This is a genomic window from Amycolatopsis keratiniphila (assembly GCF_000400635.2).
Taxonomy (GTDB): Bacteria; Actinomycetota; Actinomycetes; order Mycobacteriales; family Pseudonocardiaceae; genus Amycolatopsis; species Amycolatopsis keratiniphila.
On record NC_021252.1, the window covers coordinates 8,751,543 to 8,763,847 of the forward strand.

Annotated in this window: 14 protein-coding genes; 8 read left to right on the forward strand and 6 right to left on the reverse strand. The window is 66.1% G+C overall.

Features of this window, described 5'->3' with window-relative positions; translation table 11 throughout:
- The first annotated feature begins 60 nt into the window (after positions 1-60).
- Positions 61-630 (forward strand): hypothetical protein, encoded by a 570-nt coding sequence (locus AORI_RS80740; RefSeq protein WP_016338187.1) that lies wholly within the window; start codon positions 61-63, stop codon positions 628-630.
- A gap of 141 nt (positions 631-771) precedes the next feature.
- Here the strand turns inward: AORI_RS80740 and AORI_RS80745 are convergent, their stop codons facing one another.
- Positions 772-1,233 carry an SRPBCC family protein gene (locus AORI_RS80745; RefSeq protein WP_016338188.1) on the reverse strand — a complete coding sequence of 154 codons (462 nt, stop codon included), beginning with the start codon at positions 1,231-1,233 and terminating at the stop codon, positions 772-774.
- 35 nt (positions 1,234-1,268) lie between these two features.
- Entirely contained in the window at positions 1,269-3,614 is a 2,346-nt protein-coding gene (locus AORI_RS80750; RefSeq protein ID WP_016338189.1) for a hypothetical protein, read from the reverse strand.
- Between the two features lie 405 nt (positions 3,615-4,019).
- Here AORI_RS80750 and AORI_RS83175 point away from each other — a divergent pair, with 405 nt between their 5' ends.
- From AORI_RS83175 to AORI_RS80785, 7 genes are all read left to right on the forward strand, one after another.
- The gene (locus AORI_RS83175; protein ID WP_081809826.1) at positions 4,020-4,625 is read left to right on the forward strand and encodes a DUF3558 domain-containing protein; all 606 of its coding nucleotides are present in this window, start codon (positions 4,020-4,022) and stop codon (positions 4,623-4,625) included.
- Positions 4,622-5,278 (forward strand): DUF3558 domain-containing protein, encoded by a 657-nt coding sequence (locus tag AORI_RS80760; protein ID WP_123798694.1) that lies wholly within the window; start codon positions 4,622-4,624, stop codon positions 5,276-5,278. Before AORI_RS83175 ends, AORI_RS80760 begins: the two co-directional genes overlap by 4 nt.
- Positions 5,279-5,561: 283 nt before the next feature.
- Complete coding sequence (locus AORI_RS80765; protein ID WP_081809754.1) at positions 5,562-6,134, forward strand: DUF3558 domain-containing protein; 573 nt, start codon at positions 5,562-5,564, stop codon at positions 6,132-6,134.
- Between the two features lie 171 nt (positions 6,135-6,305).
- A complete protein-coding gene (locus AORI_RS80770; RefSeq protein ID WP_016338193.1) occupies positions 6,306-6,752 on the forward strand; it encodes a hypothetical protein in 447 nt (148 codons plus the stop codon).
- Positions 6,753-6,772: 20 nt separating this feature from the next.
- Positions 6,773-7,363, forward strand: a complete 591-nt coding sequence (locus tag AORI_RS80775; RefSeq protein WP_016338194.1) for a DUF3558 domain-containing protein — start codon at positions 6,773-6,775, stop codon at positions 7,361-7,363.
- Positions 7,364-7,366: 3 nt separating this feature from the next.
- On the forward strand, positions 7,367-8,575 hold the full coding sequence (locus AORI_RS80780; RefSeq protein ID WP_016338195.1) for a hypothetical protein: 1,209 nt from the start codon (positions 7,367-7,369) through the stop codon (positions 8,573-8,575).
- A gap of 1 nt (position 8,576) precedes the next feature.
- Positions 8,577-9,320: an ESX secretion-associated protein EspG gene (locus AORI_RS80785; RefSeq protein WP_016338196.1), complete on the forward strand. Its 744-nt coding sequence runs from the start codon at positions 8,577-8,579 to the stop codon at positions 9,318-9,320.
- Here the strand turns inward: AORI_RS80785 and AORI_RS80790 are convergent.
- The 4 genes from AORI_RS80790 to AORI_RS80805 form a co-directional block, all read right to left on the reverse strand.
- Complete coding sequence (locus tag AORI_RS80790; protein ID WP_016338197.1) at positions 9,317-10,072, reverse strand: amino acid ABC transporter ATP-binding protein; 756 nt, start codon at positions 10,070-10,072, stop codon at positions 9,317-9,319. The genes AORI_RS80785 and AORI_RS80790 overlap by 4 nt on opposite strands.
- Positions 10,069-10,872, reverse strand: coding sequence for an amino acid ABC transporter permease (locus AORI_RS80795; RefSeq protein ID WP_016338198.1), 804 nt, complete (start codon positions 10,870-10,872; stop codon positions 10,069-10,071). The genes AORI_RS80790 and AORI_RS80795 overlap by 4 nt, the downstream gene beginning before the upstream one ends.
- A 70-nt stretch (positions 10,873-10,942) precedes the next feature.
- Entirely contained in the window at positions 10,943-11,755 is an 813-nt protein-coding gene (locus tag AORI_RS80800) for a basic amino acid ABC transporter substrate-binding protein (protein WP_016338199.1), read from the reverse strand.
- Between the two features lie 215 nt (positions 11,756-11,970).
- A complete protein-coding gene (locus tag AORI_RS80805; RefSeq protein WP_123798698.1) occupies positions 11,971-12,246 on the reverse strand; it encodes a hypothetical protein in 276 nt (91 codons plus the stop codon).
- Between the last annotated feature and the right edge of the window lie 59 nt (positions 12,247-12,305).

Below are 12,305 nucleotides of genomic sequence, written 5' to 3' on the forward strand. Positions count from 1 at the left end.
ATGAGGGAGGGGTGTTAAAAGGGAAGGCGCCTTCGCGTTGTGCAATTTAGGCTCGAACACATGTCCACTGTTGAGCACGCCTTCACCATCGAGGAGGCACACGACCTCCAGGCGAGCTTGGCCGAACCCGTGCGTCCCGGGTTGAGCGAGGCCGAGCTCGACGACGTCGAAGCCCGCTTCGGCTTCCGGTTCGCCGCCGACCACCGGACGTTCCTGTCCGCCGGGGTGCCGATCGGCGACCGCTGGCCGGACTGGCGCTGCGGTAACCCCGATCAACTGCGAAAACGCCTGGCCTGGCCGGTCGACGGGGTGCTTTACGACGTCGAACACAACGGCTTCTGGCTGCCGGACTGGGGCATGCGCCCGATCGACCTCGCCGACGCGCTTGCGCGGGCCCGATCGCACCTGGCGCTCGCCCCGCAGCTGGTGCCCGTCTGCGGGCACCGGTATCTGCCCGGGATCGCCGGGAGCTCGGGAAATCCGGTGCTTTCGGTGTATCAGACCGACATCGTCTATTACGGCTACGACCTGCGGGGATACCTGCAGCACGACTTCTGCGGCCAGCCGCTGGGTCCGCCTCCGGAGGGCGGGCCGCGGCACGTCGAGTTCTGGTCGCGGTTCGTCGAATGAACGGTCCGTTCATGACTTGAGTTTTCGGGTTGGGACCGCTACATGTCGTGCGGTTGGACGTGGGACGTCACCACATGTGCCCCAAGTGGTAGCAAAGGTCCCTTGCTCTTTTCGGTGATCCGCGACCCGCCGTGGTATGGGTCAGGATTCGGCGGCGGCCTTCAGCCGGGCCAGCGTCGCGGCGATGTTCGCCCGGTTGGCGTCGTCCCGCTTCCAGACCCCGGTGAACAGCGACGTCGGCCCGCGAAGCCAGCCCGGCCGCCGATCCCACGTGCTCTCGACGGCCACGCACCCGTCGCCAGAGGCCTCGATGTCGTACTGCCAGCGCGCGACGGGAAGGCCGGCGAAGGTGGTCACCTCGAACGCGAACCGCTTGCCCTCGTCGGCGTCCGTGATCGTCGAGAGCGTGCTCCAGCGACGGAACCCACGGCGGTTTCGGCCGCGGAATTTGGCGCCGACGGCGGCCTCCGCGGCACCGACCCAGCGGTGCCCCTCGTATTCCTCGGCCATACCCGCGAGCGCACCCGGGTCGCTGACCAGGGAATACACCTTCCCGGGCGGGGCGGCGATCGCGATTTTTCCGGTGGCACTGGGCTCCGTCATGACTTACCTCCGTACTGAGGGTATGTGAAATACCCTCAGTTGTCGCGGCGGAGCATGCGACTGATCCCGGCCGCGACCGTCGTCGCCAGCACCCAGCCCGACGCGGTGAACCCGGCGGCGACCCAGTTGTCCATACCGTGCATGTACCAGCGTGACTTGTTGCCGAAATCGACGATCGGGACCAGCAGGTCGATCGTGTACAGCACCGGGTTCCATTGCAGCCCGGTGTCGTCCTGGTTGACCAGGCAGCGCGGCCCGCTCACGGTGAGATTGGGTTTGGTGACACAGTCGTCGACCCCGAAGCCGAACCACAGACTGCCCAGCACGAGCAGCGTCAGCAGCCAGCCGAGCGCACGCACCGGACGGAAGCCGTAGCCGACCATGGACCGCTGCAACCAGCTCCACACGTGCACGCCGGGCCCGAAGAACTTGAAGCCCTTCGCGAGCGCCTCGTATCGGAACTGCTGTTTCTTCAGCAGCACCGTGGAGGCGTGCTCTTCATTACCGGACGCGCGCAGCGTCGCCGCCAGCTGGTCGTAGGGACCGGGCCGGTAACCGTCCATCGCTTTGCGCAGCAAGGCGATCCGATGGTCGATCGCCCGGTCGTCGTCGAGCGCGATGTCCTCTTGCAATGCGTCGTAACGGAAATCCTCCAGCTCGATCCCCGTCGCCGACGCCCAGAACGCCTCGTTGTCGCCCAGCGTCCCGCAATGCGCCCGGCGCAGCACGATGCGGCCGTCCGGTGGAACGGCGGGCGTGAGCAGGAATTCGTCGGCCGACACGTCACTGCCGTCGAGCGCGATCCCGTGCTGCGGCAGGGAACCGAGCCGGGCGCCGCGGAAGTCGACGCGTCGTGCGATCTGCGCGCCGTCGAGGTTGACTCCGCCCTGCGCGACGAACGGGCGTTCCTTGTTCTCGGTGAGGATCAGATCCCGGCCGATCCGCGCCGTGCGGACGTCCAGCGAGTAGCTGGTCCGCGTGCGCGCACCGGGCTCGGTCAGGCTCGTGCCGAAGAGGTTCACGCTGCCGCCGATCTCCGCACCCTGCAGCCGCAAGGTGCCCTGGACGGTCGCGTCCGTGAGCTGGAAGTTGCCCGCGATCTTCGCGCGTCGCGCGGAAAAGACGTCGCGGCGCGGGTGCAGGAACATCGAGTTCCACGCCAGCACGTTGCCACCGACGGTGATGTCGGCCATGCGCAGCTGCCCGGACGGCACCCGCAGGCTCGTCGCCTCGAGGTCGCCGCCGATGGTGGTCCCGTCGAGGTGGATGGCGCGGTCGTAGTAGGGAATGCTCTGCCCGCGGACGACCTGGACCTCGGCGCCGGCCAACCGCAGCGAACCGCCGATGCGGGCGTTGACCATCCGCAGCGTCCCGGTGGCCTGCATGCCGTCGCTCAGCTCGAGGTTTCCGTTGACCGTCGAACGGTCCGCGACCAACGCCGGCCGCGGATCGATGTACGGATCGTTCGACTTCCACGCGTCGACGACGATCGGCCCGGACTGGTTCACCGAAAGCTTGGCCTCGCGGAAAATGATGTCACTGTCCACAGTGGCGCTCGGCAGGTACATGATCCCACTGGCGGAGAAGCGTTTCCGCTGCGCGGCGGGCCCGTAGTTGTCCACCTCGCACAGCAGGCTGCCGCCGATGTGGATGCCGTTGCCGTTGAGCGCGAAGCCGTCCCGGTTGTTCAGCGTCGCGCCGGAAAAGTTGACGTTACCGCCGGCCCGCATACCCGGGATGCGGACTTCTCCGTTGGCCACCAACCGATACGCCAGCAGCGCGCCGACGATGTTGACCCGGTCGGCCTGGATCGCCTTGCCGCGCGGATGAGTGATCACCGTACGCGTCAGCACGACCGAACCCTCGATGACCGCGTCGGTGAGATTGACCGCCGCGTTGGGCATCCCGCGCTCGCGATCGTCGCCGCGCTGGACCGTGGTCTCCTCGATCTCGTGCTCGGCGTCGACGTGCACGACACTGCGGATGAGGCGGACGTCGTTGCGGGTGCGGAGATTGCGCGCCTTGAGGCCGGGGAGCCAGCACTTGCGGAACACGAGCCCGAGCAGATGCGCCTCGCGGACGTCCGGCGGATGCTCGAACCGGCACCGCTCGAAGCGGAACAGATACTTGATGTCGGCGGCGCGCAGATCGAGCGTCCCGGTGATGTACGCGTCCTCGACCTGCACGATCGGCGCGTTGGTCGTCTGGCGGCGCCACCGGAGCAGCCCAGTCGTCCCCGGCTTCATCAGCTCGGACGCCGGGACCTCGTACCGCTTGTCGGGGTTCGGGTCGAACGGGTCGAGCGGCGGCAGGGACGCGTCGCCGTTCTGGTCACCTTCCCCCGGATCACGCGGCCCGTTGTTGCGCCGAAAACCCGGCATCGTTTCGCTTCCCTCCCCCGTCGTCCTTCGGCCTCAAGCGAAGCCGATCACGCACGGGGTTCGCAAGTGGCCCGGGACAGTAGACCGGAACATGCCACGGGAACGCGACGGCAGAACGGCCGCCTCGGGTGCTGGAACAGGTCGTTTGCGTCCGCGGCGGTGATCTTGACCGGATTCGCCGCCGGGGCGGCGGTTCGCTGCTACGGTCACTCACCGGAGTCAGTGGTGGACCACGGGTAGGTCGCGCCCTTCGCGGCCCGTGCGGGGAGGCACGACATGACCAGGACAACGAAGCTGTCGTCGGGCGGAGTTCGCCGTGGCGAATCCGATCACCGAGACAGCGGCCGTCGAGATGGATCCGTACAGCGTGGTCGCCGCCGAGATCGAGTTGATCGACCGTCTGTGATGCGCGTCCTTGTCACCTACGTTCTCACTGCGGTGGCCCTGCTCCTTGCCACTGCTTGCGGTGCCAAATCCGGCGGGACAGCGGTACCAGTGGCGTCCGCACGCGACGCCACATCCCTGCCGAGGGCAGGTGCACCCAAGGTTTCGAATCCCCTGAAGACCTCAGCGCTGGAGTCCGATGCCTGCGCCGCAGCGACAGAACCGCAGGTCCGCAGCACGGGGGTCACCCTCAAGACGGCTGAACCTCAGGTAATCGCGGGAGGTAAAGGGTGCCTGTGGATCTTCACGGAAGCCTCCGGGACGGTGACCGGCAACCTGAATGTCAGTGAACCGGACGGACTCAGCCACCTCTACGCGCTCAAAGCTCAAGGCAGCGGTTTGACCACATTCGAGCCGGTCGGCGAGATCAGCGGATATCCAGGCGTCATTTATGCCAACGGCGGCGAAGGAGCCGGCGTGTGCAATCTCGCCATCGGAGTTCGCGATGACCTGATGTACGTCCTGACCACGCAACTCTTCAAGGGGAACCCTCAGTACGAAGCTCCCTGTGACCTTCTCGGACAGTTCGCCGCGTTCGCGATCCAGCACTTGAAGGTCGCCCAATGACCTCGACATGGTCCAATCCACGCCACCGTCCTTCAGGAACGGGATCGCCTTCTGCCCTTTTGATTTTGGCGACAGCGGCGCTACTCGTCAGTGCATGCAGCGGCTCCAAAGGCAACCCGACAACGCCGGCCCCTTCGCCGTCTGTCGGGCAATCGACCTCGCTACCAAGGGCCGGCGCGCCAAACGTCGAAAAGCCCTTGGACACCGCCGCTGCCGAAGCCGACCCTTGCAGCGTCGTGAAGAGCGATCAGGTCCAAGCTTTCGGTGGTGGTCCGATGGACCGATCCCGGGTGGAACACCTGTCCTCCGGCAAGGTCTGCACCTGGGTGTTCGCCAACGGGCTGGGCACGGTCAGCGCGGGGATGAACACCGGTGAACGTGATGGTCTGAGCCATCTGTACGCGTTGAACGCGCAGGGCAGCGGCCTCACGACGTTCAAGCCATCGGAACCGATCGACGGCTATCCCTCGGTTGTCTTCGCGAACGGCGGCGAGCGCAGCTATGCCTGCAACCTCGCGGTCGGTGTCCGTAACGACCTCATGTACACGATCGTCGCGACCCCTGGGACCGGCAACCCGAACCGGTCTGACCCGTGCGGCATGGCCGCCAAACTCGGTCGGTATGCAGTTCAGCACCTCAGGGCGGCGCAATGACCTACAGCACCTGGGAGATCCACGGCGACAGACAGCCGGGGCGTCGCCGCAGGCTCGGGGTGATGCCGCGGATGGCCCACGCGCTGACAACTCCTGGCCCGCCGCGAACTACGGCGAGTTGGGCAACCGGACAGGGTTAAGACCGACTTCGCGGCGGCTTCAGCGGACGCTTGCTGGGAGTTCTGATCGAGCCCATGTAACGAAGGCTAGGTTGCCCCGACGCCCTCCGCCAGATTGGAAAGACCGCCTGATGCGACCCACAGCCGCCTTCCTACCATTGACAATGCTGGCATCGGTCACATTGCTCGGAGGTTGCAGCGACAAGAAGGCCGAGCCTCCGCCTGCGACCGGCGCGCTCTCTTCTGCCGGGCTTCCATCCGCCGGAGCTCCTGCAGTGACAGATCCGATCGCGGACACCTCGGCTGTCGAATCAGAGCCGTGCGCAGCCATTCCCGGCGCTGAGATCGAATCCATCGCGGGGAAGGTCAAGCGGACCCGCGCGGAAGACATGACCGCGGGCAAGGCTTGCACCTGGGTCTTCGAATTGAGCCCGACCACGGTCAATGCCGGTCTTGTCATGGGCAACAAGGACGGACTAAGCGCCATCTACGCGCAGCACGCTTCGGGAAGTCTCACGACCTTCAAACCAGTGGAACCCATCGACGGATACCCCGCCGTCGTATACGCCAACGGGGGTGAAGGCAAGGGGAACTGCACTCTCGCCGTCGGTGTTCGGGACGACCTCGTCTACCACGTGATCCCGCGGCTTTCCAGCGAGCACCCGTCCTATTCAGACCCCTGCGGCTTGGCAGCCAAGGTGGCCGCCGCCGCGATCAAGCACCTCAAGAAGTCCTGATCAGGCAAAACCGCCTTTCGCGGCAAACTACGCCAGCCATCCCATCTTTCGATGGTGATCTTCAGCGAAGGTGCAGATCTACGGTTTACCTGCTGCTATCGTCACCGGTTGGAGTCAGCAGGGAACTACGGGTAGGTCGCGCCCAACGCGGCCCGTGCGGGGAGGCACGTCATGACAGGACCGGGAAGCGGCCCACAGGGGGCCAATGACCAGGCCAACGGACCCGGGTCGTCGGCGACGCCCGACTACCGCGATCTGGGCACTGGGCAGGCCAAGGCCGACTTCGCAGCCGCCTCGGCGAACGGCGGCTGGGAGTTCGATGCCGAGGCCATGGACAAGGTGATCAAGTCTCTTGAGGATTGCCTTCAAGGAGACTTCTCGATCGCCCAGAACGAAGCGACATGGCTGACCCAGATCAAGCCGCCGGGTGCAGAGGTCGGCAGTGAGGGCTACACGCAAGCCGCCATCAATTCCGGTCGGTCATATCAAGACTTCCTTCGGGGCGCCCGCGCCTACACGGACGCCTACGTGAGCACTCTGATCGAGATCAAAACGGCCTATCAGAATCAAGACCAAGCGGCGATCGACGCGCTTCGCCAGATCGGAAAAGTCGACTGATGCGACCTCGAGCCATTCCCATGATCGCCGCGACCATCGCCGTGGTCGCGCTGTCCGGCGGTTGCAGCGACAAGAATCCGGGAAACACCGGAACTCCGGCGCCCACCGCGCCGTCCTCCTCGACACTGCCTTCCGATGGCGCACCGAGTGTGACTGATCCGATCACTGACACCTCCGCGGTCGAGACAGACCCTTGCCGCGCGATCCCGACTGCTCAAGTGGAAGAGGTCGGCGGCAAGGTCGAAAGTTCCCGTCTGGACAAGATGGCCTTGGGCAACGGTTGCACCTGGTTGTTCGCCGGGAGCCCCAGCAACGTCAATGCCGGACTCGTGACCGGCAACAAGGACGGCCTCAGCTCTCTCTACGCGCAGCACAAGTCCGGTGGTCTCACCACTTTCAAGCCGGTCGACCCCATCGAGGGCTATCCGGCGGTCATCTATGCCAACGGCGGTGAGGACGAAGGCACCTGCACGTTGGCGGTCGGTATTCGGAACGACCTTGTGTACACCGTGATTCCGCGCCTGTCGATGAGGCACCCCGGGTTTTCCGACGCGTGCGGAATGGCGACCAAGGTCGCGACCGCCGCGATCAAGAACTTCAAAGGGGCGTAGGTCATGACCTACAGCGGTTGGGAGATCTTCACCAAGCTCAACACCTACCCCGAAACCACAGCGACTTTGGACAGGGCACAGCAGGCCTCTCACACCTTGATGGACGTCCACCACAGGATGAGCAGCACGCTGGAGAAGAGTCAAACGGCGCTCAGCTCGTTCTGGAAGGGCAAGGCCGCCGACAGCGGAACAGCAGGGCTCGCCCCGCTCATCGCGACGTCCAAGATCGCCGGCGAGAACATGGACCGCGCCCGCCAGTCGATGTACGACCAGAACGCCTCCTTCCATTACACGCGCGGCAATGTCCGCCCGGTCGAGAAGGAGCGCGCGGGGGACAGCGGGCCCGAGGACATCCTGTCCATCGGCGCGAGTGACGACGAGATCGCCGCGGCGAAGTTCGACGCCGACACCAAACACAACGTCGAGATCTACGAGCCGTATTACCAAAGCACCCAGCCGCGGCAGCAGTCGCTCGCGCCGGTCTATCCGGCCGCGCATGATCCGAACGTGTCGCCCGCGCCGATCACGCCGGATCCGATCGATCCCGGGCAGACCAAGGTCAGCGGGTTCAGCGGCGGCCCCGGCGACTCCGGGCGGCACAGCGGTCCGAGTGGGTACACCGGTGGGCCGAGTTCGTACAGCGCGCCTCCCGGGGCAGAGGGGTATCAGGCGCCGAGGCCGCCGCAGGTTCCGCCGGCGCCGAGGGTGCCGCAGATGCCGCGGCCACTCCCGTCTCCGCGGCCGAACGACCAGACCGACCTTTCCCGGGCGAACGACCGGATCCAAGCGAAGCCGATCGACTATCGCCAACCCGGCTTCGGGCCCGGCGGGCCGGGCACCGGCGGACCCGGTGGCGGCAACGGATTCGGGCCCGGATCGGGCGGCTTCAGCGGCGGTTTCGGGCCCGGCGGCGGGTTCGGGCCGGGTGGATCGACGGGCGGGCCGGGGAGCATGGGGCCCGGTCGCGGTGTCGGCGCCGCCATGCCCGGTGAAGGTGCGATGCGCGGTACACCGGCGGGCGGGCCCGCGGCGGCGGGGCGGCCCGGCGCGCCGGGGATGGGCGGCGGCGGGATGGGCGCCGGTGCCGGCAAGGGCAAGGGCGGCGAGGACGAGGAGCACCAGCGCAAGATCACGCTGCAGGAAGAGGACGGCGACTCCCTCTTCGGCGGTTACGACGGTGACAAGCCGGTTCCGCCGGTGATCGGCGCGTGACGTGCTGCAGAAACCCGTCGAACTGACGCTCCAGACCTACGAAACCCTGCTGGACCAACATAATCTCGGCGACATCCATCCAACGCTCGTCCGTGGCGCGCAGTGGTACCTGCCCGAGGAACGGCGCGAGCTCGCCGCCACCGCACAGTCCGAATTGGACAGACAAGGACTGCTCAGGCGCGGCCGGATCGACGACGAATTCCTCGACACGTTGCGGTTCCTGCAGCGGCCGGCGGTGGAGTACTACTCGTGGGTGAAGTCCGAGGGGCGTGAACGGACGGTTCGCGCCGCGGGAAGTGGCCGGGAAGCGGTCAACGTCGTTTTGGTCGACAAGGTCGTCTATCTGACGCCGACACGGCCGGACACGCTGGCGCAGGATTTCACCGGTCTGCTTCCCGAGGCGCCCGCCGCGCGCACGCCGTCCTTGAACTGTTCGGAAGCCGATCTCCAGGTCCTGATGAAGGGCGAGATGCTCACCGGCACCGGCCCGAGCATCCGCGACGCCAAGAAGATCCTCCAGTGGATCCGGTCGCCGCACACCTTCTTCGGACGGCTTTACGTCGCCATCCGTGACGGTGGCGGCAACCGGAAACGCGTCGAAAGGCCACCGGGCTGGATGGACACCGAACACGGCCGCGTCGTGTTCGGCCCGGACGCCAAGGGCTGGGTGAGCCTCATGGGCGCCGGGCCGCACGAAATCGTCGCGAAGGTCGTCCAGCTGGAGTCGCAGCTTCGCGGGCGTTAGCCCTGGTGGTTCGGGTTCAGGACCCGCGAGAGGAACGTCTTCGTGCGCTCCTCCTGCGGGTCCCCGATCACCTGGTCCGGCGCGCCCTGCTCGACGACGACGCCGCCGTCCATGAACAGCACGATGTCGGCCACTTCACGCGCGAACTGCATCTCGTGCGTGACGACGAGCATCGTCATGCCCTCCTGCGCGAGCTGCCGCATGACCGCGAGGACGTCGCCGACCAGTTCGGGGTCCAGCGCGGACGTCGGCTCGTCGAACAGCATGACGTCCGGGTTCATCGACAGCGCCCTCGCGATCGCGACACGCTGCTGCTGACCGCCGGAAAGCTGCGTCGGCAGCGAAGACTCCTTCTCCGCCAGACCGACCTTCGCGAGATTTTCCCGCGCGACGCGCTCCGCCTCTTCCTTGCCGCGCTTCAACACCTTGCGCTGAGCGACGGTGAGGTTGTCGAGCACGCTCAGGTGCGAGAAGAGGTTGAACGACTGGAAGACCATGCCGATCTTCGTGCGGGCGCCGTCGATGTCGACGTCCGGGTCGGTGATCTCGCTGCCGTTGACCACGATCTTGCCCTGCTGCGGCTCCTCGAGGAGGTTGACGCAGCGCAACAACGTCGACTTGCCGGAACCCGACGGGCCGATGATGCAGACGACCTGGCCGCGCTGGACCTCCAGGTCGATGCCCTTGAGCACCTCGAGCTCGCCGAACGCCTTGTGCAGTCCCGAAACCTCGACGATCGTCTGGGTGCTCATACCGTTCCTCCGCCGGGCACTCCGGCTCCGTATTTCTTCTCTAGCCGCTGCTGCAGGATCGACAGCGGAATGGTGATGACGAGGTAGCACAGACCGGCGACGACGATCGGGGTCAGGCCCTTCGCCTCCAGCAGCGCCTGACGGCTGAACTGGGCGAGTTCCTGCTGCGCCGGCGTGGTGCCGAGCAGGAACGCCAGCGAAGAGTCCTTCGTCAGCATGATCAGCTCGTTGGCCAGCGGCGGCAGGATGATCCGGAACGCCTGCGGGATCACGACGGTGATCATCGTGCGGGCGGGCGACATGCCGAGCGAACGCGCGGCCTCGACCTGCCCGCGCGGCACCGCCTGGATGCCGGCCCGGATGGTCTCCGCCATGTAGGCCGACGACACGATGCCCAGCGCCAGCATGATCGCGACGTTGCGCGGCAACGTGGTGTCGAACGCGGTCGGCACGCCGATGCCGACGGCGAGGAAGATCAGCAGCGCGGGCAGGCCGCGGAAGAACTCGATGTACCCGCGCGCGAACCAGCGGTACGGGCCGACCGAGGAAAGTCTCATCAAGGCGAGCAGCAGGCCCAGCCCGAGGCCGAGCGCGAAACCCAGCGCCGTGAAGACGATGGTGTTCTTCAGTGCGACGGTGATGACGTCCGGGAACTGCTTGGCGGCGACTTCGAGATCGAAGAACGCCTTGCCGATCCTGCTCCAGTCGGCCAGCAGCGCGAGCACGATGACGATCACCAGCAGCAGGACGTACTGCCCGGTCCGGAAGGCCGAACGGCGCTGGCGGCGGCTCAAAGCCATTTCTCTCCTCAAACAGGTGGCGACAAGCCTGTGGCCGGTGCGCTCGGCACCGGCCACAGGGCGGCTTCGACTAGTTCGACGCAGCTCCGGGCTGCCAGGTCGGCGCCTTGCCGAACCACTTCTGGTAGATCTGCGCGTAGGAGCCGTCCGCCGCGGACGCCTTGAGCACCTCGTTGATCTTGCCGAGCAGGGCGCTGTTGCCCTTCTTCACGCCGATGCCGTAGAACTCGTTCGTCTTGAACTCGGTGACGACCGTCGTGTCCGGGTTCGTCTTCGCGAAGTCGTAGAGCACGCCGTTGTCGTTGACGCCCGCGTCGACCGTGCCGTTCTTGACGGCCTGCTCCAGCAGCGCTAGGTCGTCGAAGGTGACGATCTCGGCGCCGGCGGCCTTCTCCTTGGCGTAGTCGGCGCCGGTGGTGGCCGACTGGACACCGATCTTCTTGCCCGCGACGTTGGACAGGTCCTTGATCGGCGAACCGGTCTTGACCAGCAGCGCCTGGGTCGCCTCGAAGTACGGGTCGGAGAAGTCGAACTTCTCCTTGCGCTTGTCGGTGATCGTCATGCCCGCGGCGGCGAGGTCACACTGCCCGGTGTTCATCGCTTCGCCGGACTCGATGGTCTCGAAGGCGATGTCGACGATGCTCTGCTCGACACCCAGCTTCTTGCCGACCAGGTCGACCAGGTCGACGTCGAAGCCGACGATCTTGTCGCCCTGCTTGACCTGGAAGGGCTGGTAGGGCAGGTGCGTGCAGGTGGTGACCTTGCCGGACGCGACGAGCTGGACGCCGCCGGCCGCGGTTCCGCCTTCCTCGCCGCACGCGGACAGCGCACCCGCGGCCAGGGCGAGCGCCGGGATCAGGGCGAGCGCTTTGAATCGAGCCACGTCGTCACTCCTTGTAGTTCCCATGTGTCGAGAGCATGCATAGTGCCACTCATCCGGCGGCAAGCACAGCACCGAGACGTTACAGCGCTGTTTCCAGCGAAGATCGTCCCGACGACGGGATGGAGCGGACCTCGGCCCCAGCGGGTCCCGACAGGCACGCGACCGGCCCGGCACGGGAACACGGTGGGGCGCCGAAGCGCCCCACCGCCGCCTTATTACTTGGGCCAGTAATCGAACACGTAGCCGTTGTAGCAGATACCCGCACAACTCGGGTCGACAGGGAAGTACTGGAGCGGACCGACGTTGTAATAACGGGCGAAGTCGCTCCGCTCACGGACACAGCTATTGTAGTTGTGACCGCACCAACGACTCTTGACATCCGCCACGCCGACACTGGACGACGGCGCCGTGACACCGTCCTGAGCAGCCATGGCGACACCTGGAACGGCCAACGCCGCCACCGCGGCACCGGCCACGACGAACGTCTTCACGAAATTCTTCACAATTCCCCTTGAAAATTGCATGTGAAATTCAGAGCCTGCTTATCCAG

What these genes read in the sequence shown, in the direction of transcription:
- AORI_RS80740 (WP_016338187.1), top strand. Translation starts at nt 61, where the DNA reads ATGTCCACTGTTGAGCACGCCTTCACCATCGAGGAGGCACACGACCTC.
- AORI_RS80745 (WP_016338188.1), bottom strand. Translation starts at nt 1,233, where the DNA reads ATGACGGAGCCCAGTGCCACCGGAAAAATCGCGATCGCCGCCCCGCCC.
- AORI_RS80750 (WP_016338189.1), bottom strand. Translation starts at nt 3,614, where the DNA reads ATGCCGGGTTTTCGGCGCAACAACGGGCCGCGTGATCCGGGGGAAGGT.
- AORI_RS83175 (WP_081809826.1), top strand. Translation starts at nt 4,020, where the DNA reads ATGCGCGTCCTTGTCACCTACGTTCTCACTGCGGTGGCCCTGCTCCTT.
- AORI_RS80760 (WP_123798694.1), top strand. Translation starts at nt 4,622, where the DNA reads ATGACCTCGACATGGTCCAATCCACGCCACCGTCCTTCAGGAACGGGA.
- AORI_RS80765 (WP_081809754.1), top strand. Translation starts at nt 5,562, where the DNA reads ATGCTGGCATCGGTCACATTGCTCGGAGGTTGCAGCGACAAGAAGGCC.
- AORI_RS80770 (WP_016338193.1), top strand. Translation starts at nt 6,306, where the DNA reads ATGACAGGACCGGGAAGCGGCCCACAGGGGGCCAATGACCAGGCCAAC.
- AORI_RS80775 (WP_016338194.1), top strand. Translation starts at nt 6,773, where the DNA reads ATGATCGCCGCGACCATCGCCGTGGTCGCGCTGTCCGGCGGTTGCAGC.
- AORI_RS80780 (WP_016338195.1), top strand. Translation starts at nt 7,367, where the DNA reads ATGACCTACAGCGGTTGGGAGATCTTCACCAAGCTCAACACCTACCCC.
- AORI_RS80790 (WP_016338197.1), bottom strand. Translation starts at nt 10,072, where the DNA reads ATGAGCACCCAGACGATCGTCGAGGTTTCGGGACTGCACAAGGCGTTC.
- AORI_RS80795 (WP_016338198.1), bottom strand. Translation starts at nt 10,872, where the DNA reads ATGGCTTTGAGCCGCCGCCAGCGCCGTTCGGCCTTCCGGACCGGGCAG.